19 protein-coding genes and 1 tRNA gene are annotated in these 21,429 nt (G+C 64.1%); 15 read left to right on the forward strand and 5 right to left on the reverse strand.

Annotation, left to right across the window (positions count from 1 at the left end; genetic code table 11):
* The first annotated feature begins 94 nt into the window (after nucleotides 1-94).
* The 5 genes from allB (at nucleotide 95) to OJ996_RS04595 (ending at nucleotide 8,088) form a co-directional block, all read left to right on the forward strand.
* Nucleotides 95-1,459 (forward strand): allantoinase AllB, encoded by a 1,365-nt coding sequence (gene allB, locus OJ996_RS04575; RefSeq protein ID WP_264511663.1) that lies wholly within the window; start codon nucleotides 95-97, stop codon nucleotides 1,457-1,459.
* Nucleotides 1,456-2,196 carry a (S)-ureidoglycine aminohydrolase gene (gene allE / locus OJ996_RS04580; protein WP_264511665.1) on the forward strand — a complete coding sequence of 247 codons (741 nt, stop codon included), beginning with the start codon at nucleotides 1,456-1,458 and terminating at the stop codon, nucleotides 2,194-2,196. The genes allB and allE overlap by 4 nt, the downstream gene beginning before the upstream one ends.
* A 67-nt stretch (nucleotides 2,197-2,263) precedes the next feature.
* A complete protein-coding gene (locus OJ996_RS04585) occupies nucleotides 2,264-3,523 on the forward strand; it encodes a M20 family metallo-hydrolase (RefSeq protein ID WP_264511666.1) in 1,260 nt (419 codons plus the stop codon).
* Nucleotides 3,524-3,568: 45 nt separating this feature from the next.
* Nucleotides 3,569-7,273: a xanthine dehydrogenase molybdopterin binding subunit gene (gene xdhB, locus OJ996_RS04590; protein ID WP_264511668.1), complete on the forward strand. Its 3,705-nt coding sequence runs from the start codon at nucleotides 3,569-3,571 to the stop codon at nucleotides 7,271-7,273.
* Nucleotides 7,274-7,305: 32 nt separating this feature from the next.
* A complete protein-coding gene (locus OJ996_RS04595; protein WP_264511670.1) occupies nucleotides 7,306-8,088 on the forward strand; it encodes a hypothetical protein in 783 nt (260 codons plus the stop codon).
* Between the two features lie 8 nt (nucleotides 8,089-8,096).
* Here the strand turns inward: OJ996_RS04595 and xdhC are convergent, their stop codons facing one another.
* Both xdhC and pucL read right to left on the reverse strand, forming a co-directional pair.
* A complete protein-coding gene (gene xdhC / locus OJ996_RS04600) occupies nucleotides 8,097-8,861 on the reverse strand; it encodes a xanthine dehydrogenase accessory protein XdhC (RefSeq protein WP_264511673.1) in 765 nt (254 codons plus the stop codon).
* A gap of 155 nt (nucleotides 8,862-9,016) precedes the next feature.
* Nucleotides 9,017-9,862 (reverse strand): factor-independent urate hydroxylase, encoded by an 846-nt coding sequence (gene pucL, locus OJ996_RS04605; RefSeq protein WP_264511675.1) that lies wholly within the window; start codon nucleotides 9,860-9,862, stop codon nucleotides 9,017-9,019.
* A gap of 31 nt (nucleotides 9,863-9,893) precedes the next feature.
* On the opposite strand from pucL, the gene uraD reads away from it, so the two are divergent.
* Entirely contained in the window at nucleotides 9,894-10,409 is a 516-nt protein-coding gene (gene uraD, locus OJ996_RS04610) for a 2-oxo-4-hydroxy-4-carboxy-5-ureidoimidazoline decarboxylase (RefSeq protein WP_264511677.1), read from the forward strand.
* A gap of 95 nt (nucleotides 10,410-10,504) precedes the next feature.
* Nucleotides 10,505-10,681 (forward strand): hypothetical protein, encoded by a 177-nt coding sequence (locus OJ996_RS04615; RefSeq protein WP_264511679.1) that lies wholly within the window; start codon nucleotides 10,505-10,507, stop codon nucleotides 10,679-10,681.
* 144 nt (nucleotides 10,682-10,825) lie between these two features.
* Here OJ996_RS04615 and OJ996_RS04620 read toward each other — a convergent pair whose 3' ends face one another.
* The 3 genes from OJ996_RS04620 to OJ996_RS04630 are packed head-to-tail and all read right to left on the reverse strand — an operon-like array spanning nucleotide 10,826 to nucleotide 14,902.
* Nucleotides 10,826-12,196, reverse strand: a complete 1,371-nt coding sequence (locus OJ996_RS04620) for an MBL fold metallo-hydrolase (protein ID WP_264511681.1) — start codon at nucleotides 12,194-12,196, stop codon at nucleotides 10,826-10,828.
* Nucleotides 12,197-12,256: 60 nt separating this feature from the next.
* The gene (locus OJ996_RS04625) at nucleotides 12,257-14,335 is read right to left on the reverse strand and encodes a DUF3160 domain-containing protein (protein WP_264511683.1); all 2,079 of its coding nucleotides are present in this window, start codon (nucleotides 14,333-14,335) and stop codon (nucleotides 12,257-12,259) included.
* 60 nt (nucleotides 14,336-14,395) lie between these two features.
* A complete protein-coding gene (locus OJ996_RS04630; RefSeq protein WP_264511685.1) occupies nucleotides 14,396-14,902 on the reverse strand; it encodes a peroxiredoxin in 507 nt (168 codons plus the stop codon).
* A gap of 120 nt (nucleotides 14,903-15,022) precedes the next feature.
* Here OJ996_RS04630 and OJ996_RS04635 point away from each other — a divergent pair.
* The 8 genes from OJ996_RS04635 (at nucleotide 15,023) to rplW (ending at nucleotide 21,409) form a co-directional block, all read left to right on the forward strand.
* A tRNA-Met gene (locus OJ996_RS04635) sits at nucleotides 15,023-15,097 on the forward strand.
* A gap of 1,210 nt (nucleotides 15,098-16,307) precedes the next feature.
* A complete protein-coding gene (rpsL, locus tag OJ996_RS04640; RefSeq protein ID WP_264511687.1) occupies nucleotides 16,308-16,721 on the forward strand; it encodes a 30S ribosomal protein S12 in 414 nt (137 codons plus the stop codon).
* Nucleotides 16,722-16,758: 37 nt separating this feature from the next.
* Nucleotides 16,759-17,232: a 30S ribosomal protein S7 gene (gene rpsG, locus OJ996_RS04645; RefSeq protein ID WP_169454412.1), complete on the forward strand. Its 474-nt coding sequence runs from the start codon at nucleotides 16,759-16,761 to the stop codon at nucleotides 17,230-17,232.
* A 33-nt stretch (nucleotides 17,233-17,265) separates the two neighbouring features.
* Complete coding sequence (fusA, locus tag OJ996_RS04650; protein WP_264511690.1) at nucleotides 17,266-19,413, forward strand: elongation factor G; 2,148 nt, start codon at nucleotides 17,266-17,268, stop codon at nucleotides 19,411-19,413.
* A 35-nt stretch (nucleotides 19,414-19,448) separates the two neighbouring features.
* A complete protein-coding gene (gene rpsJ / locus OJ996_RS04655; RefSeq protein ID WP_035611700.1) occupies nucleotides 19,449-19,757 on the forward strand; it encodes a 30S ribosomal protein S10 in 309 nt (102 codons plus the stop codon).
* 52 nt (nucleotides 19,758-19,809) lie between these two features.
* Nucleotides 19,810-20,451: a 50S ribosomal protein L3 gene (rplC, locus tag OJ996_RS04660; RefSeq protein ID WP_264511693.1), complete on the forward strand. Its 642-nt coding sequence runs from the start codon at nucleotides 19,810-19,812 to the stop codon at nucleotides 20,449-20,451.
* A gap of 41 nt (nucleotides 20,452-20,492) precedes the next feature.
* Complete coding sequence (gene rplD, locus OJ996_RS04665; protein WP_264511694.1) at nucleotides 20,493-21,101, forward strand: 50S ribosomal protein L4; 609 nt, start codon at nucleotides 20,493-20,495, stop codon at nucleotides 21,099-21,101.
* Between the two features lie 23 nt (nucleotides 21,102-21,124).
* Nucleotides 21,125-21,409 (forward strand): 50S ribosomal protein L23, encoded by a 285-nt coding sequence (gene rplW, locus OJ996_RS04670; RefSeq protein WP_264511696.1) that lies wholly within the window; start codon nucleotides 21,125-21,127, stop codon nucleotides 21,407-21,409.
* Nucleotides 21,410-21,429 lie beyond the last annotated feature (20 nt).

Genomic DNA, 21,429 nt, shown 5'->3' on the forward strand with positions numbered 1-21,429 from the left:
CGCGCTCCCGGGGGGCTGACGCGTTGCCAAAATCGGTGCGGGGTGTGCTCTTCTGCTTCCCATGGGGGTGAGGAAGCCCTTGCATTGATAGTCCATGAGCCGGTTCGACACGATTCTGCGCAATGCTTCGGTGGTGACTCCGGAGGGGGTGAGGGTGATGGATGTGGGAATCGCGGGGGGGAGTTTCGCGGAGCTGGGTGCGAGCTTGCGGGGGGAGGCGGTGGTGGAGATCGATGCGACGGGGCGGGTGATGTTCCCGGGGCTGGTGGATGTGCACGTGCATTTCAACGAGCCGGGGCGGACGGAGTGGGAGGGGTTTGCGACGGGGTCGGCCTCGCTGGCGGCGGGGGGCGGGACTTGTTTCATCGACATGCCGCTGAACTCGCATCCGCCGGTGCTGGATGTGGCGAGCCTGATGGCGAAGCGTCGGGCGGGGGAGGCGAACAGCCGGCTGGACTTCGCGCTGTGGGGCGGGCTGACGCCGGAATCCGTGCCGAAGATGGCGGATCTGGCGCGGTCCGGGGTGGCGGGGTTCAAGGCCTTCCTGTGCGCGAGCGGGATCGATGAGTTTTCGGCGGCGAACGAGGCCTGCCTGCGGAAGGGGATGCACGTGGCGGCGGAATTCAACCTGCCGGTGGCGGTGCATGCGGAGAGCCCGGCGGTGATCGCGGCGCACCAGCGGGAGTTCCCGCCGCCGCGGCCGGGGACGATGGCGGATTGGCTGGGCTCGCGTCCGGTGGCGGCGGAGATCGCGGCGATCGAGATGGCGCTGTCCTGTGCGAAGGATACGGGCTGTGCGCTGCATGTGGTGCATGTGAGCGCGCCGGAAGGGATCGAGCTGATCGCGGCGGGGAAGCGGGAGGGGATCGATGTGACGGCGGAGACGTGTCCGCACTACTTGCTGCTGGATACCTGGGCGGCGGAGCGGATCGGGGCGGCGGCGAAGTGTGCGCCGCCGTTGCGCTCGCCGGGGACGGTGGAGGGGCTGTGGCGGATGCTGCGGGCGGGGATGATCGATACGATCGGCTCGGACCATTCGCCCTCGCCGCCGGAGCTGAAGGAGGGGGATGATGTGTTCTCGATGTGGGGGGGGATCGCGGGGAGCCAGCATGGGTTCCCGCTGGTGGTGGAGAAGGCGGTGGGGGGGGGAGTGACGAATGACGAAGCCCGAATGACGAATGGGGTGGGCTGGGAGATGCTGGCGGCGGTGTTCGCGGGGAATCCGGCGCGGCGGTTCCGGCTGGACGGGCTGAAGGGGCGGATCGCGGAGGGGATGGATGCGGACTTCTGCCTGCTGCGGGCGGATGAGTTCGTGATCGAGACAAAGGACTTGCTGGCGCGGCACCCGATATCGCCCTATGTGGGGATGCGCTGCGCATGGCGGGTGGAGGCCACCTGGCTGCGGGGGAATCCCGTATCGCCCGCCACGCACGGCCGCTTCCTGACGCCCGATTTATGACGCCCCTCTTTGGACAGACCCGCACGCGAGTGGAGCTCCGCCACGCCCTGATCACTCCGGACGGCCATGTGCCGAGCGCCTTCCCGGGATGGGAGGGGGCGATCGCGTATGTGATCCTATCGCCCGCGATGGGTGCGGAGGTCAGCCAGATGCTGGTGGCCTTCGGCGAGGGCGGGGGCATGGCGCTCTTCCCGGCGGACGAGCACGAGCATGCGCTGTATGTGGAGGAGGGGGATTGCCGCGTGGTGTGGGATGACGGCGATGTGACGCTGGCGGATGGGGGCTTCGCCTTCGTGCCGAGCGAGAACGTGCTGGCGCTGCACGGCAGCGAGGGGACACGGGTGACGCTCTTCCGCAAGGTGTACGAGCCGGTGGAAAATCTGGAAGCGCCGCCAGCGGTGAACGGGCATGTCTCGGACGTGCCGGCGGAGCCTTTCCTAGGGAACGAAAAGGCGAGGCTGCAGACGCTGCTGCCGCTGGATGTGCGCTATGACATGGCGATGAACGTCTTTACCTATCAGCCGGGGGCGACGCTGCCCTTCGTGGAGACGCACGTGATGGAGCACGGGCTGCTGATGCTTTCCGGGCAGGGGGTGTATCGCCTGGACGAGAAGTACTATCCGGTGCGTGCGGGGGATGCGATCTGGATGGGGCCGTATTGCCCGCAGTGGTTCGTGGCGATGGGGGAGGAGCCGGCGAGCTACCTTTACTACAAGGATGTGCATCGGCTGCCGTGAGGTAGCAGGAAGTGCCGAGTGAGCAGTGGAAGAAGCGAGAATTTGAGGGCGGGCTTTTCAAGGTGGCATGGGTACTGCCAGCTTGGGAGGTATGAAGGTAGGGGTGAGTCGGCTGGATCGGGAGATTGATGAGTTGGCGGCGATTTCGGTGCATCCGGCTCCGGCGGTGACGCGGGTGATTTTCTCGCCGGAGGATCTATCGGCGCGGGAGTGGCTGACGGTGCTGGCGAAGGAGGCGGGCTTTCTGGTGCGGCAGGATCCGGTGGGGAATTTGTTCATCCGCTGGGAGGGGAGCGAGCCGTGTTTGCCGGCGGTGGCGACGGGTTCGCATACGGATGCGATCCCGAATGCGGGGAAGTATGATGGGGTGGTGGGCGTGCTGGGCGGGCTGGAAGCGATGCGGGTGCTGAAGGAGGGCGGGCATGTGCCGAAGCGGAGCATCGAGCTGATCATGTTCACGTCCGAGGAGCCGACGCGCTTCGGGATCGGGTGTCTGGGTAGCCGCTTGATGGCGGGCACGACTTCGCCGGAGCAGGCGCAGGCCTTGCGCGATCCCGAGGGACGTTCGCTGGATGAGCTGCGGGAGGCGGCGGGCTGCCGGGGGAGCTTGGGGGCGGTGAAGCTTTCGACGGGAGCTTACAAGGCGTTCGTGGAGTTGCACATCGAGCAGGGTCCGCTGTTAGAAGCGGCGGAGATCGATATCGGGGTGGTGGAGAAGATCGCGGCACCTTCGGCGTTTCGCTTGCTGCTGAAAGGTCAGGGTGGTCATGCGGGGGCGGTGCTGATGCCGGGGCGGAAGGATGCGTTCTTGGCGGCGGCGGAGATTGCACTGCTGGTGGAGAAGGCGGCGCTGGAGAGCGGCAGCCCGGATACGGTGGGGACGACGGGCTTGGTCGAGGTGAAGCCGGGGGCGATCAACAGCATCCCCTGTGATGTGAAGATGGAGGTGGACTTCCGCGACACGAACAAGGAGGCGCGGGACAAGGCGCTGGCGCGGATCGGCGATGGCACGCATGCGATCTGCAAGCGGCGCGGTGTGACGGTGGATTGGCAGGTGATCAATCAGGATCCGCCGGCGCTGTGCGACCCATCGCTGGTGGCGCTGGTGGAGGCGCAGGCGGCGAAGGCGGGCTGCACGCAGCAGCGGATGATCAGCCGGGCTTACCATGATTCGCTATTCATGGCGCGGGTGTGTCCGACGGTGATGATCTTCATTCCGTGCTACAAGGGGTATAGCCACCGGCCGGATGAGTACAGCTCTCCCGAGGCGATTGCGAAGGGGGTGACGGTGCTGGCGGGGTGCTTGAAGGAGCTGAGCGCGAGGTGAGAGTTGGAGCGTGATCTTGGCCGGGTGGCTGCTAGAGTAGCGGACGTGTCGGGAAATCGGGAGATCTTGCGGGTCAACGGGAAGGCATTCGATGTCGGCGGTGTGGCGCTGCATGAGACGGTGCTGGACTTCCTGCGTCGGCAGGGGCTGACCGGCACGAAGTGCGGGTGCAATGAGGGCGACTGCGGGGCTTGCTCGGTGCTGCTGGTGGAGAGCGATGGCAAGCTGCGCGCGGTGAACTCTTGTCTGGCGCTGGTGCAGGCCTTCGCGGGACGGGAGGTCCGGACGGTGGAGGGGATCGGGAAGGGCGATGAGCTGCACCCGGTGCAGGCGGCGATGGTGAAGTGCCAGGGCTCGCAGTGTGGGTATTGCACGCCGGGCTTCATCGCTTCGATGACCGAGGCGTGGCATCGCAAGGAGACGCCGGATGATGCGGCGATCGCGGATCAGCTGTGCGGGAACCTTTGTCGGTGCACGGGCTATCGGCCGATCCGGGAGGCGATGACGAAGGCTCTGGCGAAGCGCGAGACGCGTGAGGAATGGGAGGCGTGGATGCAGGCGGGCGAGGTGGCGGAGGCTCCGGTATCGAGCACGGTGGGATCGGGGATCTTCCTGCGGCCGTCGCGGGTGGCGGATGCGCTGGCTTTTATGAAGCAGTATCCGGGGGCGGTGTTCCTCGCGGGTGCGACGGAGATCGCGGTGCTGATGAACAAGCGGCACCTGAGACCGGAGGCTTTGATCTCACTGGATGGCGTGCGCGAGCTGGCGGTGATCCGGCGTTATCAAGATGCGTGGGAGATCGGCGGCGCGGCGCGCATGACGGATATCCAGGAGGCACTGGCGGGAGAGTATCCGGCGCTGGACGAGATGTTCCGCTGGTTCGCCTCGCGGCAGATCCGGCATCGGGCGACGCTGGGAGGGAATCTGGCGACGGCATCGCCGATCGGGGATAGCGCGCCGATCCTGATGGCGCTGGATGCGTCGGTGATTCTGGTATCGGCGGAAGGCGAGCGGGAGGTTTTGTTAGATGAGTTCTTCGTGAGCTATCGGAAGACGGTGCTGAGGGCGGACGAGCTGATCCGGGCGATCCGGATTCCGCGGAAGCAGGAGGGGAGGGTGGCATTCTACAAGGTCTCGAAGCGGCGGGAGATGGACATCTCGATCGTGGCGGCGGGGATTCGCGTGGCGGTGGATGAGGCGGGCTTGGTGAGCGAGGCGCGGCTGGCCTTCGGCGGGGTGGCGGAGAAAACCGTGCGGGCGAAGGCGGTGGAGGCGGCGCTGATCGGGAAGCCGCTGGCGCTGACGGCGGAGATCGAGGGCCTGTTAGAAAAGGCCTTCACGCCCTTGAGCGATGTGCGCAGCGGGGCGGGCTACCGGGTTTCGCTGGTGAAGGGGCTGTTCGAGAAGTTCGTGGCGAACGAGGCGACGGAGCGGGTGAAGCTGCACGAGGCATTCGAGGGCGGCAGCGGGATGGCGCATGAGAGCGCGAAGGGGCACGTGACCGGATCGGCGAAGTATGTGCACGATACCGCGCTGGGCAGGACGATGCTGGAGGTTTGGGCGGTGAGGTCGAAGGTGGCGCGCGGGATTCTGAAAAGCTTGGATGTGACGGAGGCGCGCGGGATGCCGGGCATCCATGCGGTGCTGGTCGCGGAGGATTTGCCTGGGGCGAATAACAGCGGGCCATCGCGGCATGATGAGCCCTTGCTGGCAGAGCATGAGGTGCTTTTCCACGGGCAGGCGCTGGCCCTGGTGGTGGGCGATTCGCTGGAGCAGTGCCGACTGGCGGCGGAGAAGGTGGTGGTGGAGATCGAGGAACTGAAGCCGATCCTCGGGATCGAGGCGGCGCTGGCGGCGGACTCCTTCCATACGGATCCGCATGTGCTGGCACGTGGCGACGTGAAGACCGGGCTGGGGGCTGCGGCGCGGATGATCGAGGGGACTTTCGCCTTCGGCGGGCAGGAGCATTTCTATCTGGAGACGCAGGCCGCTTGGGCGGAGGCGGACGGGGAGGGCGGAATGTATGTGGCGAGCTCCACGCAGCATCCCTCCGAGATCCAGACGATCGTGGCGGAGGCGCTGCATGTGCCGCGGCACAAGGTGGTGGTGGAGTCGCCGCGGATGGGCGGGGGCTTCGGCGGGAAGGAGACGCAGGGGAATGCGATCGCGGCGCTGTGTGCGGTGGCGGCGCTGAAGACGGGCAGGCCGGTGCGCTGGCAGCTTGATCGCGACGAGGACATGGCGACCACGGGCAAGCGGCATCCCTTCCTGGCGAAGTACCGGGTGGGGTATGATGATGCGGGGATGTTGCAGGCGGCGGAGGTGAAGCTGTGGTCGGACGGCGGGTGGTCGCTGGATCTCTCGCTGCCGGTGACGGACCGGGCCTTGTTCCACCTAGACAACGCTTACTACATTCCGAACGTTCATTTCGAGGGGCGGGTAGCGAAGACGAACGTGACCTCGCACACGGCATTCCGTGGCTTCGGCGGTCCGCAGGGTATGCTGGTGATCGAGGAGATCATCGGGCGGATCGCGCTGCGGCTGGGACTGCCGCCGGAAGAGGTGCGACGGAAGAACTTCTACCACGGCAGCGGCGAGACGAACACCACGCACTACGGCGCGGAGATCGGGGATAACCGGGTGTGCCGGATCTGGGATGAACTACTAGAGAGCTCGGAGTTTGAACGTCGACGGGCGGCAATCGAGGCGTGGAACGAGGCGCATCCGAAGCGCAAGCGCGGCATGGCGATCACGCCGGTGAAGTTCGGGATCAGCTTCACGCTGACTTACTACAACCAGGCCGGGGCGCTGTTGCTGGCGTATGCCGATGGCTCGGTGCAGGTGAACCACGGCGGCACCGAGATGGGGCAGGGACTGCATACCAAGATCCTGGGCGTGGTGATGCGGGAGCTGGGTTTGCCGGCGGAGCAGATCCGGCTGATGCAGACGCGCACGGACAAGGTGCCGAATACCTCGGCGACGGCGGCGAGTTCGGGATCGGACTTGAACGGGATGGCGGTGGCGGACGCCTGCCGGCAGATCCGGGAGCGCTTATCGCCGCTGGCGGCGGAGAAGCTGGGGTGTGCGGAGGATGAGATCCGCTTTGCCGATGGATCGGTGCATGGTGGCGGGAACTCGATGGCCTTCGGGGATCTGACAATGCTGGCCTACCAACGTCGCGTGCAGCTCGCGGCGGCGGGCTTCTATGCGACGCCGGATTTGAAGTGGGATTGGAACGTGGGGAAGGGGAAGCCCTTCCATTACTACGCCTGCGGTGCGGCGGTGAGCGAGGTGGAGATCGATGGCTTCACGGGAATGAGCACGGTGAAGCGGGTGGATATCCTGCACGACGTAGGCGACTCGCTGAATGCGGCGGTGGACCGCGGGCAGATCGAGGGGGGCTTCGTGCAGGGGATGGGCTGGCTCACGCGGGAGGAGTTGAAGTGGAGTGAGAAGGGCGTGCTGCTGAGCCATAGCGCGAGCACCTATGCGATTCCCGCGATCAGCGATGCGCCGGAGGATCTGCGGGTGTCGCTGCTGAAGCGGGCGACGCAGGACCGGACGATCCACGGGAGCAAGGCGGTGGGGGAACCGCCGTTCATGCTGGCAATCTCGGTGAGGGAGGCGATCCGGGATGCGGTGCGGGCGTTTGGTGGGGAGGGGGACTTTGATCTGGGGAGTCCGGCTACGGGCGAGGCGGTGAAGGGGGCTGCCGATCAGGTTACGGTAAGAACCAAATACAGCGAGTGAAAGGGCCCATTACCAGAATCAGGTTTGATAAGATGGAAGCCGATGCGCTGACGGGCGTCCGCAGGGCAGTGGTTTTTCTGGGTTTAGGCGTAAATGCAGCCGATAATAAGGGTAGCTTGGAGTATCGGCTGCTAAACGATTCGCGGATCCAGTTGCTTCCCGATGTGCCTGATTCGGTTGTTGAGGAATGGAAGTCTCAGTTTAGAATATGGATCGTAGGCAGCGCGTTCCGTGAGCTGGTTGAACATCTCTGTCTTCTTCTTGATAGAATCTTCTACTGCACACTAATATTCGCTGAGCCAAATTCGAAAGTCACTTTCAAGGAGTTCGAGAGAAAGGGGCTAGATAAGAAGCTGGCCTGCCTATTCAAGGAGTTCGGAATCACCACCGAGCTGGATTCACCGTTAGCGACCTTTTATCCGATTCGAACGTGCTTCGTTCACAGGCTAGGGAGAGTTGGAAGTGAGGACGTGAAGAGTGGGCCTCTGAAACTTGAATGGGCTTCCATCCGTCTGTTCATCTCAACGCCATCGGGAGAAATAGAATTTCCCCTTGAAGCTCGGCACGTCCATCAGATCGAATTGCCCGAGGGAGGTGCAATTATGGCTCAGCCGCTTGCTCTCAGGTCCAGATCCTTTGTCTTGGGTGATTCGATCGATCTCACCGCTCACGAATTGACTGAGATTCTCTATTTCGCGCAGATCTGGATCGGGCAGATCCTTGAATCAGCGACGGGGTTCGCGAGATCCAGAGGAGTGATATTGGCCGACGGCCGAAGCGAAACGGATCAGGGGAACGATGTTGCGAGCTCTTAGTAATCCAACTAGCCGCGCTTCTCCAAGAGTTGTGCAGCGATGCTGATGGCGATTTCGGGTGGGTCGTTGTCGCCGATGGGGAGGCCGAGGGGGCAGGTGACTTTTTCTAGCAAGTCATCGGTGATGCCGACTTGGCGGAGGTCGCGGAGGAGGGCGGCGCGTTTCGAGGCGCTGCCGATGACGCCGAGGAAGGGGATAGCGGGGAAGCGGGTGAGAACTTCGCGGAGGACGGGGACATCGGTGCCGTGGCCCTTGGTGATGGAGAGGACAAAGGAGCGTTCGTGGAGGAGGGCGACGCCGGATTCGAAGGTATCGAGGTGGTGGGTGGCTAGATTGCGCGCGGCGGGCAGTCGCTGGAGCCAGTCGGGCCGGGTATCGATGACATCGAGGCGGCAGGAGAGGGGGATGAGGATAGGGACGAGGGCCTGCACGACATGGCCGGCGCCGAAGATGGCGATGTGCCAGGGCGGCTTCGCGGCGATGCGCTCGAAGAGCAGGGTCATCTCGCCACCGCAGGTCATGCCGATGTCCTGCTGGAGGTTCCAGCGGTAGAGGCGGGTGAGCTCCGGTGAGTCTAGTAGTTGGGCGGCTTCGTCGAGGGCCTTGGCCTCGATGCGGCCGCCGCCGACGGTGCCGGAGAGCCGGCCATCCCGGGTGACGAGCATCTTGGCACCGGGATCCGCGGGGACGCTACCACGGGCGGCGGCGACGGTGACGAGGATCAGGTCGGTGCCGGATTCCTGGCAGCGGAGGATGTCCTGCCAAGGGGTCATGGAAGGGATGAATGACGAATGCGGAATTTCCGAATGACGAATGGCGTGTGAGAAGAAGGTGTGGCTGGGGTTTGAGTGCTCCTCCCCTTACTCAACACTTCATTCGGCATTCGGGAATTGGTCATTCGGCATTGGTTGTCGCGGCGAAGCATATCCTAGCGCGTGATCACGGCTTCGATCTCGCCGTGGGGTTCGTCGGTGGGGAGGAGGACGGCCTTCTGGCCGGGGCGGCCGAGCTTGGTGAGGTCGAGGCCGAGGAAGTGGACGTTTGGCATCTTGAGCTCGATGCGGGAGAGCGAGGGGGCGCGGTCGATGGCCAGCGCTCCGATCTCGTAGAGCGTGCGCTGGACGGAGGGGCTGTAGGTGGTGGCGAAGATCTCGTGGGCGGCAGTGAGGACGGCGTCATCGGCACTGCAGAAGTCGGTGGCGGTGGGATCGAAGGTCCACTCCGCGGTGAGGCGGGTGGCGAAGACGCGGTCGTTCGTGGGCGGCAGGGTAGTGAGCTCGCAGAGGTTGTAGCCTTCGAATCCGGATTGCGTGGTCTTCATCACCAGGTGGCCGCGGATGCCGGAACTGAGGAGCGGCGCTTGCCCGCGGGTGAAGGAGCCGCGGGAGAATGGTTCGCCATTCGCGGCATGGGTGAAGGAGTGCGGGTGCGGCTGGCCGCCGATGAGCATGCGTTCCCATTTCCGCTCGCGCAGCTCGACCTCCACTCCGGCGAGGTGCGGATACTTGCCGAGGAAGTGCTCGCCGATGACCTCGGCGAAAGTGGTCCGGCAGGTTTCCAGATGATCGTGGGCGAGGAAATGGACCGTATTCTTCACCGTGTCCGTGGGGACGATCGAGCTGTTGTCATCGCTCAGGTAGGAGCCATCGAGCTCGCCCTGCAGGAGGACATCGGCCTCCAGTTCGCAGACCTCGTGACGGGTGTCATCGTGGCGGATGACTTTCATCACGCGGACACGGAACTTGCCGTAACGGTTGGATTCGAGCGTTGCCACGGTTAGAGACAGTTGGGAAGGTTCAGGAGCAATGGAAAGGCTATCGATCAGCGCGCTGAATGCGATGGAGAAAGAGGAATTCGTCGGGCATGTCGGCGGGGTCTACGAGCACTCCGCCTGGGTAGCCGATCGTGTGGCTGAGCAAAGGCCGTTCCAAGACCGCGCCCAGCTGATCTCGGCGATGCGGCTGGTGGTGGAGACGGCAACCGATTGGAGGAAGCTGGAGCTGATCCGCGCGCACCCGGATCTGGCGGGAAAGCTGGCGCGGGCCGGGGGGCTGGGTGCGGAGTCCGCGCGCGAGCAGGCCGGGCTGGGGCTGGACCGCCTGAGCGACGATGAATTCGCGCGCTTCACCGACCTGAATACCCGCTACCGCGAGCGCTTCGGCTTTCCCTTCGTGATCTGCGTGCGCCTCACCGATAAGCCGGGGATCCTGCAATCCTTCGAGGCGCGGCTGGAGCATGGCGAGCGGGAGGAGATCGGCGAGGCGCTACGGCAGATCCATCACATCGCCCGGCTGCGGCTGGGCGATGCCGTGGAGGAGTAGGCCCCTACACGGCTGTGCGGGGAGATCACGGAAACGCGTACTTGATCTCTGCGTGATATCCCGTATTCTACGGTTCGCTGACCCCTCCCCCCCCCATGAAAAGACGCATCTGTCTCGCATGGTTCGGCGATCTTGAATCGTCGGACTCTCTCTCCCGCAATAGGGCTACAAGCCCACGTGCCGCCGGTGCCGTGGCGCCGGAGCCAACCACGGCGCTGCCGAAGAGCCGTGAACGAAGCGCGGTGGCGCGACGCGAGAGCCGGAAGTCCTGATGCCCCTAGGGCGCGGGAATTGCGGGCTGCTAGAGTTACTCGGGCGGACTAAAGTTGTCCGGTTGGGAAGAAGGCAGTCAGCCGGACCTCTTCGCTTCGCGAAGTTCGCGCTCCCGGGGGGCGCGAGACGCACCCTCTCCTTGATTACTCGCCGATGCGGTAATCGACGCCGGGCTCGGGGATGATGGCCTCGGTGGAGGGCAGCTTCTCGCGGAGCTGGTCCTTGAACCATGCGCTGGCCCTCGGATCGCCGTGGACCAGGAAGGCCTTCTTGGGCCTCACCTTCAGGATGTATTCCAAGAGCGCGTCGCGGGTGGCGTGGCCGCTGAAGTCGAAGATTTCCATCTCGCAGCGGCGCACCACGGGCGGCTTGGCGGAGTCGAGCACCACCTTGTCCCCCTGCTGGCCCACGCGGATGTGGCCTGCCGGAGAATCCGGATCGGCGTAACCCACGAAGTGGATCGCGTTCTTCGCGTTCTCCAGGAAGCCGGCTTGGGCGAATTGGTTCGAGACCGTGTTCTCGCTCATCATGCCGCTGGAGAGGCAGTAGATGGCGCCGGGCTGCATGGGGATGGGGCCCTTGCGCTTCTTGGTGCCGGCCTCCAGCTCCATGTCTTCGAGGATGCGGAAGCTATCGTCGCTGCGGCGGGTGCGGCCCTTCGAATACTTGTCGTAGATCACCGTCATCTTGGTGCTCAGGCCGCCGATGAAGACCGGGGTCTTCTTCGGGATCAGCCCGCGCTTCTTGAAGCGGTGGATCATGGTCAGGACTTCCTGCGTCTTGCCCATGGCGAAGACAGGGACGAGCACGGAGCCGCGGCGCTGGATCACGCGGGAGAGGGCCTCCGCGAAGCGCAGTTCCTCATCCTCCCGGGTGTAGTCCGGGCGGCGGGCGCTATCCCCGCGGGTGGTCTCGATGATCAGGGCATCGACATGATCTTCCGGGAAGATCGCGCCCTTGATCAGAGTGGAGTCCTCGAAATTCACGTCGCCGGTGTACATCACGCGGTGCCCGTTGCACTGCATGGTGATGCCGGTGGAGCCGAGCACGTGGCCGGCATCGTGGAAGGTGGCGCGGACGTGGCCCTCCGGATCGAGGTCGAAGGGGCGCTCGATCCCGCGGGTCTCGAAGTGGCGCTCCAGCTCGTCCAGATCGCGGTGGGTGAAGAGGGGATACTCCGCGATGCCCAGCTCGACGCGCTTGGACTGCATCACGTTCACGGAATTGTGGAGCATGGCCGTGGCGAGTTCCGCGGCGGCGGGCGAGAAGAAGGCCTTCGCCTGTGGCTGGCGATTCAGCAGTACGGGCAGGGAGCCGATGTGGTCGAGATGCGCGTGGGTCACCACCACCGAGTCGATCGAGCCATCCTCAAGCTGGTCGTAGCGGGGCAGGCCTTCGAGGCCGTCGTGCTTCGGGTGGAGTCCGGCATCGAGTACGATCCGGGCGCTTCCGGTGTCGAGCAGGTAGGAATTCGCGCCGATTTCGGCACTGCGGCAAAGGCTACGGAACAGCATTCTCAAACGTGTGGGCCCGCTGACCATGGGGGCGGGGGCGGAAATGTCGAATGCTGATTTTCAGCGGGATTTGTAGAGGCGGGCCCGGGCTTGGTCAGATTCCGCGGCGATGTGGGCCCCGACGATGGGGGCGCTCCAAGCGGGCCACGGGGACTTTTCGGACTCCGCTTGCCAGGTCTTCAGGGGCAGGACGGCGGGGCGGGGGACATCCCGATAGGCGTAGACAGCGCCTCGGCAGAGGACTTCCTTGCCATCCGGAGCGGGGTAGCGGACGAGCAGGAGCCGCGGGCGGGCGGTGGCGGCGTGGAGAACATCGACCCCTATCCCGTCCTCGGTGGAGGCGTAGCGAGCGATGCGCGGGGCATTGTCCTCCGGGTGCAAGTAGCTATTGCCTTGGTAGAACATGATCCGCGCTAACTCGTAGCCGTAGGACTGGATGAAGATCTCTTCTTCCTCGGTCCACGGGCTGCCCGCGAGCTGGCGCTCGGCCATGGCTTCGAGGCGGATGGACAGCATGGCGAGTTTCCACAGGCTGGTGCCGAGCTCGTCCGGGGTAGCGAGGACCTCCTTTTGCAGGGTGGCCACGGCGAGGGGATCATCCGCCCAGTAGCGCTTCAGGAGCTCCTCGAGTTGGGAGGCGAGATCATCGAAGAGCTTCTGGGTGGAGCCTTCGAATCCCAAGAAATCCTTGTGATCGAAGATGGCCGGGAAGAGACGCGAGAGCAGCTCTTGCTGAGGTTGGATCGCATTCAAGCCCGGGATGTAGGCCGCCTCGTCCTTCAGAGAGCGCAGGGCCTGCGGGAGCGCTTCGAGCCGGAAGGCGGCTGCGTCTACCGAGGCTAGCTTGAGAGCGGGGATGGCCGAGTAGTAGGTGGCGCGGGCTTCTGCCGCGGCGCCCAGCTTTTGGAAGAACTTCGGGACGGGCTCCACGAATCCCGGCTGCTCCCGGCCTTCACCTGCGAAGATGGCGTCCTCCCGGCTGGAGAGCTGGAGGGCGTAGCGATATTCGGCCCACGAGCCGAGGGTAGTATTGAGCTGCTTGCGCTGCCATGCCTCTGATTTCATAAAGGTGGGCGAGCGGGGATCCGGGGCGACATTGAGTTCTTGCAGGGCGCGGAAAAACGCACCCGGCAGATGGCGGCCCTCGCGCTTGGCGTGCTTCAGCAAGCGCTCATCCAAAGCCGCGGTGGCGAGGGGATTGCCGAGCGCGGCGGCCACGATCATCGGGGCTTGCCCGGCCTCCCCGGTTTTGAGCAGGGCGCGGGCGGCGTCGCTACCGAAGGGGACCTGCACCTCCATGAAGCGTCCCAAGCGGGGATCGCGGATCTTCAGGTGGGACCGGACAGATTCGAGATTCCAATCCTGACTGCGGATCAACCGGGCGTCGCGGCCATCGAAGTTATCGAAGAAACCGGGGTGCTCCGTGTCGCCCGGCGGCCAAGTGAAAGCGAGTGTGAGGGCGGGATCGGTCCGCCCCACGGCGAGGGCGAGGTGCTCGACCATCGAGGCAAGCGCTTCCTCGTGCGAATCGATCTGCATCTCCTGCAGCCATTTGCGGCAGCGGTAGTAGCGCTGCATCGCTGGATTGCCGTTGCCGTAGGATCCGGGATCGAAAAGGGGATAGGCGACGTATTCCGGAGTGAGCTTGTCGGACTCCAGCCATGCGGGCCCGCGCCGGCCTTGGTAGGACTCGACGCGTGTCACCTCGGCCATGACTTCGTCCGCTTCCTCCTGGGACAGGCCTTCCGGGAGATGGCCGGTGAGCAGGCGCTGCGCGCAGGCGAGGGTCAGGCGGGCATGGCGCAGGCCCTCCCGGGCTGCGGGCGTTTCTTCCAGCGGTGCTGCGGGCAGATTCCGCCACATCGCGGGCAGGCCTCTCCGCAGCGAGCCCATGATCGCCAGCTCCTCCCGCGACATGGATTCCTCGAAGACGCGGCCCCAGACCATCAGCAAGCTATCGCTGGTGATGAAGACGGGTCGGGTGGAATCGATGTAGGAGGAGAAGCCTTGGCGCAGCGGCTGATCGAGGATCACGAAGCCATTCGCCTCCAGCTTGGCCACTGCCTCCGGGGAGGGCTCCATCGCGGGCGTGCGAGCGGAGACGCTGGCGCAGAGGCATAGCCCGAGGATCCACTTCATGATGACATGACATCATGAGGGGCTGGGGTGGGGCAAGAAGGGTGGTGGAGATCTGAAGGCTCAGCCTGCCTTCTCCAGCTCCTTCAGCACATCCGCGGCTTGCTGGTCGGTGGAGGCTTCGAGGTCGCGCCAGACGAGCTTGCCGTCCTTGAAGAGGAAGGCCTGCCGCTTGGCGAAGCCGGCGGCGTGCGGGACACCGAAGGCGTCGGCGACCTTCGCCTCCTTGTCGGCGAGCAGGGTGAAGGGGAGCTTGTATTTGTCCTTGAAGGCCTTCTGGGCTTCCACGGTGTCCATGCTGGCTCCGTAGATCTTCACGCCCTTGTCGGTCATGGTGGCGTAGGCATCGCGCAGGGAGCAGGCCTGCTTGGTGCAGCCGGGGGTATCGGCCTTCGGGTAGAAGTAGACGAGGGTCCAGCCCTTGGCCCCGTCCTCGGCCAGCTTCACGTCCTTGCCGTCCTGATCCTTCGCGGTCACGGCGGGGAGGGCGGCACCGGTATCGATCGGCTCGGCGGAGAGAGAGGCGATGGCAATTCCGGCGGCGGCGGCGAGAAGTCGCAAAGGATTCATGGGGCCTGAGGTTGCCATCGGAAATCGCGACCGCAAGGGAACGATTTTTCAATGGACAGAAGCGGCGGGCGGGGCTAGAGCCTTCGCCCCGCCCGCAAGGGCAGGAGTAAATTTGGTAACGGCAGAGTAGCTCAGGGGTAGAGCAGAGGACTCATAAGCCTTTGGTCGGCGGTTCAAATCCGCCCTCTGCTACCAAATCTTTTTCCCCGCCGCCGGAGCGTTCCGGAGTGGCGATCCCCGCAGAAGGCGTTTTCGCGGGACTTCGTGAAGCCGCGGTGATGGCTGTCTTCTATCGCGCGGTGCTTCCGTCTCGTCTTGTCCATTTCCCTAGGGGGGTGACACGAGATGAGAAGATCGCTTCCTGACCTCGGATCAAGGATCCCCGTCCCGTCCGTCCCACTAGCCTAGGGGAGTGGGACGGACGGGACGAAGCGGGGAGTCGCGCGGCGGCAGAAGGTGGGTGGCGTGAAAGCGGAAGTGGTGGCAGGGAGGGAGTGGTAAGTAACTATTATATCTTCTTCTCTCTCTTCTCCTCACTCCTCCTGCCTTCCCCTGTGAACCGCGTTACGGCGAAAGCAGCCGCGCCATGACGAACGTGTCTCCCTTTTCCCGTGCCCATGCTCTGTCCCGTCCGTCCCAACCCCCTAGGGGAGTGGGACGGACGGGACAGAGCGGATGGGAGAGATCGCGGGTAGCGGGCAGTGACGATGGCGCGATAAGGACGTGGAGGATCGATTCTCCTCTCTTCTGCGCGACCTGCTCCGTCCCCTCCCACGCCGATCCCTCTCATCTCGTCTCCCCCCCCTAGGGAAATGAACAAGACGAGACCGTCTGAAGCATCCTGCTGCACTGCCCGGTTCACGGTGCAGGCGCACCCGATCGTCTCGTCTCGACTCACCCCCCTAGGGAAATGAGCGAGATGAGAAGGCCCGCCCAGTCGCGGCCGGATCGGCGTGCTTTCCGGGTGGGGAGGGTGAATTTTTCTTTCCGGGCGGATTCTGGTGGTTGGGGCCCCCGCGTGACTCCGGGAGGCGGATTTGTGGGGAAAGCTTGGCCGCCGGAAGGGACGGACGAAGTCGTAAGGATCTGAGGAGAGGGACTTTGAGGGGCTTGGAAGCAGATCCCGGAGCCGATTGGATCGCTGGAAATTCTCTAAAAAATCAGGGTTCCTGAACGATTTTCGGGGCGTAAAATTTTCTCGAAATAGGACTTGCCAGCTTGGTCGCGATCCCTAGATTCGCCGCCCCACATCGCCACCCGTTCCCGGCACAAATGCCACGCGGGCGGCTTCATTCTCCAAACACTATCGGGTGCAGCTCCGGATAACAGGCTCCTGCGAGGGATTTATCGCTCGCTTCCTGCCCGGTACTGCCCTTGAGCGAAAACCGAACCACGCAGGAATCCAATGCCGACCATCAATCAGCTCGTCCGTAAAGGACGGCAGACTCCGATCGAGAAATCGAAGTCTCCGGCCATGGCCAATTGCCCGCAACGCCGCGGCGTTTGCCTCCAGGTCATGACCCGCACGCCGAAGAAGCCGAACTCGGCTCTCCGGAAAGTGGCAAAGGTCCGCCTTACCAACGGTTACGAAGTCATCGCCTACATCGGCGGTGAGGGCCACAACCTCCAGGAGCACTCCATCGTGCTGGTGCGCGGCGGCCGTGTGAAAGACCTTCCGGGTGTCCGTTACCACATCGTCCGTGGTTCGCTCGATACCCTCGGCGTGGACAAGCGCCGCCAGAGCCGCTCGAAGTACGGCGCCAAGCGTCCGAAGCCGGGTCAGGCCGCTGCTCCTGCCAAGGGTGGCAAGAAGAAGTAATCCCGCTTCGAAAGCTTCATTCTAATCCTTTCCGACCATGTCACGCCGCAAGCGCACTTTCCACAAGCCCGACCGCCGGGACTCCCGCTACGACAGCTCCCTCGTGGGTCACCTGATTTCCAAGGTGATGCAGGACGGCAAGCGGTCCCTCGCGGAACGCATCGTCTACGCCGCCATCGATAAGGCGAGCGAAGGCGTCGATACCGTTGATCCTCTCGAAGTCGTCACCCGCGCGATCGAGAATGCCAAGCCCCGCGTGGAAGTGAAGAGCCGCCGTGTCGGTGGCGCGACCTACCAGGTGCCGCTTGAAGTGGCCGCCGATCGTTCCGAGTCCCTGGCCCTGCGCTGGATCGTCGGTTACGCCCGCGGCCGCAAGGGCACCCCGATGCACGTGGCTCTGGCCAACGAGCTGAAGGACGCCGCCAACAACCAAGGCTCGTCCGTCCGCAAGCGCGACGACGTGCACAAGATGGCCCAGGCCAACCGCGCCTTCGCCCACTTCCGCTGGTAAATTGTCAAAAGGGGCGTTTCGTCCCATCCCGCCATGTCTTCCAATCCCAACAGTCCTGATCGTCCGTATCCGCTTGAGCGGACGCGGAACATTGGGATTGCGGCGCACATCGACGCCGGGAAGACCACGCTCACGGAGCGCATCCTGTTCTACACGGGTGTGATCCACAAGATCGGCGAGGTGCACGATGGTGCCGCCACGACCGATTGGATGGAGCAGGAGCGGGAGCGCGGTATCACGATCACTTCCGCCGCCGTGACCACCAAGTGGTTCCAGCGCGAGGAGGAGGGCGTGACCAAGCTCTTCCCGAAAGAGGAGCAGCGCATCAACATCATCGATACCCCCGGCCACGTGGACTTCACGGCCGAGGTCGAGCGCTCCCTGCGCGTGCTCGATGGAGCGATCGTCGTTTTCTGCGGCGTCGCCGGGGTGCAGCCCCAGACCGAGACGGTCTGGCGCCAGGCCACGAAGTATCACGTGCCGCGCATCGTGTTCGTCAACAAGATGGACCGTGTCGGCGCGAACTTCGACAGCGTCTTCCACGAGGTGAAGGACAAGCTCGGCGCGAATGCCGTGCGGATCCTGATCCCGATCGGTGCCGAGGACTACCTCAGCGGCCAGATCGACGTGGTGAACCAGAACGAGATCCACTTCAACGATGACGACAAGTTCGGCTCGACCTACGAGGTCCGCGAACTGAGCGCCGAGCTGAAGGAGATCGCCGAGTCCGCCTATGCGGAGCTGCTGAGCGCCGTGGCCGATGTGGACGACCAACTCGGCGAGAAGTTCCTGATGGAGGAGCCGATCACCAAGGAGGAGCTGAAGCAGGCCATCCGCCGCGCCACGATCGCAAACAAGCTGGTGCCCGTCGCCGGTGGTTCCGCCTTCAAGAACAAGGGCGTCCAATACCTCATCGACGCCGTCGTCGATTACCTGCCGAGCCCGCTGGACATCCCGCCGGCTGTCGGCATGGACCCGGACAACGAGGAGACGAAGATCGAAGTCCACACCAGCGACAACGAGAAGTTCTGTTCGCTGGCCTTCAAGCTCTGGGCGGACAAATTCGTCGGCAAGCTGGTCTTCTTCCGCGTCTATTCGGGGGTCATCAAGAAGGGCGACACGGTCTACAACCCGCGCACCCGCCGCAGCGAGCGAGTCGGCCGCCTGATCCAGATCCAGGCCGACGAGCACAAAGACATCGATGCCTGTTACGCCGGCGACATCGCCGCGATGGTCGGGATCAAAAACGTCACCACCGGTGACACCCTGGCCAAAGAAGGCTACGACGTCGTTCTCGAACCTCCCACTTTCCCGGATCCCGTCATCTCCATGGCGGTCGAGCCGAAAACCAAAGCCGACCAAGAGAAGCTGGCGAATGCGCTGGCCCGGCTTTCGGAAGAAGACCCCACTTTCCAGGTCAAGACCGACGAAGAGACCGGTCAGACCATCATCTCGGGCATGGGCGAGCTCCACTTGGAGATCATCGTCGACCGCCTGAAGCGCGAATTCAAGGTGGAGGCCAATACCGGCGCTCCGCAGATCGCCTACCGCGAGACCATCACCGCCGAAGCCCCGGGCGAAGGCAAGCTGGTCAAGCAATCCGGTGGACGCGGCCAATACGGCCACGTGCGCCTGGCGGTCCGCCCGAACGAAAAGGGCAAGGGCCTGACGATCGAGAACAAGATCGTGGGCGGCGAAATCCCGAAGGACTTCCACAACGCCGTCTTCAAGGGCGTGCGGGAGGCCATGACCAACGGGATCATCGCCGGCTACCCTGTCATCGACGTGCATGTCGATGTGCTCGGCGGCTCCTTCCACGAAGTGGACTCGAACGAGAATGCATTCACCATGGCGGCCATCTTCGCCATGAAGGATGCTTTCAAGAAGGCGAAGTCCATCCTCCTTGAGCCGATCATGGCCGTGGAAGTCTCCACTCCGGACGACTACCAAGGCGATGTGATGGGCGACCTGAACCGCCGCCGCGGCCAGATCCAGAACATGGAAAGCAAGGGCAAGCTCGCCGTCATCCGCGCGAACGTCCCCTTGAAGGAAATGTTCGGCTACTCCACCGCCGTCCGCACGCTTTCGTCCGGCCGGGCTTCCTACTCGATGACCCCCTCGCACTTCGAACAAGTGCCGGGCAACATCGTCGCCGAGATCGTCACCGACCGCGGCCACTAACCACCTTACCCAACATCTCAAACCAATCCACCGCCATGGAAAACCAGAAGATCCGCATCCGCCTGCGCGCTTTCGATCACCGCGCCATCGACCGTTCCGCCGCGGAGATTGTTGAAACCGCCAAGCGCACGGGCGCCAAGGTGGCCGGCCCGATCCCGCTTCCGACCCGCATCGAGAAGTTCTCCGTGAACCGCTCCGTGCACGTGAACAAGAAGTCCGCCGAGCAGTTCGAGATCCGCACCCACAAGCGCGTGCTCGACATCGTCGATCCCACCGCCCGCACCGTCGATGAGCTCAAGAAGCTCAACCTGCCCGCCGGTGTCGACATCGCCATCCGCATCTGAGCCGCCTGAGGATCTCAGATCTCCAATTCCAACTTTCTAATTCCTGTCCACCATGTCTCTCGGACTTCTCGGCAAAAAACTCGGTATGACCCGCCTCTTCGATGAGAAGAGCCAGGCCATGATCCCCGTCACCGTCATCGAGGTGAGCGGTAACACCTGCCTGCAGGTCAAGACCGTCGAAAAGGACGGCTACTCCGCTGTCCAGGTCGGCTACGACGACAAGAAGGAGTCCCGCACGGACAAGCCTTCGCTCGGCCACTTCAAGAAGTACGGCTCCGGTGCCAAGTATCTGGTGCAGGAGTTCCGCTTCCCCGCCGACCAGGCTGCTCCGGAGACGCACACCGGTCTCGACACCTTCGCGGTGGACCAGTGGGTGGACGTGATCGGCACCAGCAAGGGCCGCGGCTTCCAAGGCGCCGTGAAGCGCCACGGCTTCGGTGGTCTGAAGATGACCCACGGATCGATGATGCACCGCCGGACCGGTGCCATCGGTTGCCGCTCCACTCCCGGCCGCGTCTGGAAGAACCAGAAGATGCCCGGACACATGGGTGACGTGCCCCGCACCGTCCAGAACCTCAAGGTGGTGGCCGTGCGCAAGGATGACGGCGTGATCCTGATCTCCGGTGCCGTCCCCGGCGCCAAGGGCAGCTACGTCACCGTCCGCCCCGCCAAGAAGAAGACCGCCGCCGCCTGAGGCCAAGCGTCTGAACCGTAACTCTCAAACGCATCCCAGTCATGCCCGCGAAAACTTTCACCGCTGACGCCGCGCAGAGCGCGAACATCCAGCTTGCCGAAGCCGACAAGGGTGGCCAGGCCGTGCACGATCTCGTGACCGCCTACCGCGCCAACCGCCGCACCGGCTCCGCGAACTCCAAGACCCGTGGCGAAGTCCGCGGTAACAACAAGAAGATCTACAAGCAGAAGGGCACCGGTAACGCCCGTCACGGCGACAAGCGCGCCCCGATCTTCGTGGGTGGTGGCGTGGTCTTCGGTCCGCGTCCCCGCGATTACTCGAAGCACGTGCCGAAGAACGTCCGCAAGCTGGCCCTGCGCCGCGTGCTGGGTGATCTCGTCCGCGGCGAGACCATCAAGACCCTGCCTTCCTTCTCCATCTCCGATGGCAAGACCAAGTCCTTCGTCGCCGCCGTGACCGCCGAGGTCGAGGCCAAGAAGGTCCTGATCGTGGCCAAGAGCTTCGACGACAAGACCTACCTCGCCGCCCGCAACGTCGGCTGGGCGCAGCTGGTCACCGTCGAGAGCGTGAACGTCGAGGAACTGCTCCACGCCAACTCGGTGCTCGTCGTCGAAGACGCGCTCGAGACCCTCGCCAAGCGCACCGCCTGAAACCTTATCGCTGAACCCGCGCCATGAAAGACATCTACCAAGTCATCAAGAACGTCCGCCTCAGCGAGAAGGCCACCATGCTCCAGGAGACCAACAACGAGGTCACCCTGGAAGTGGATCGCAAGGCCAACAAGCTCGACATCAAGCGTGCCGTCGAAACCCTGCTGGGCAAGAAGGTCTCCGCTGTCCGCACCGCCAACTACGCCGGCAAGGCCAAGCGCAAGCGCCGTGCCGACGAGGGCCGCACCAACCACTGGAAGAAGGCCATCGTCCGTCTGAAGGACGGCGAGTCCCTCGATCTCGTCTGATTTTCCAACCGGCTAACCCC

The organism is Luteolibacter rhizosphaerae (assembly GCF_025950095.1).
Taxonomy (GTDB): Bacteria; Verrucomicrobiota; Verrucomicrobiia; order Verrucomicrobiales; family Akkermansiaceae; genus Haloferula; species Haloferula rhizosphaerae.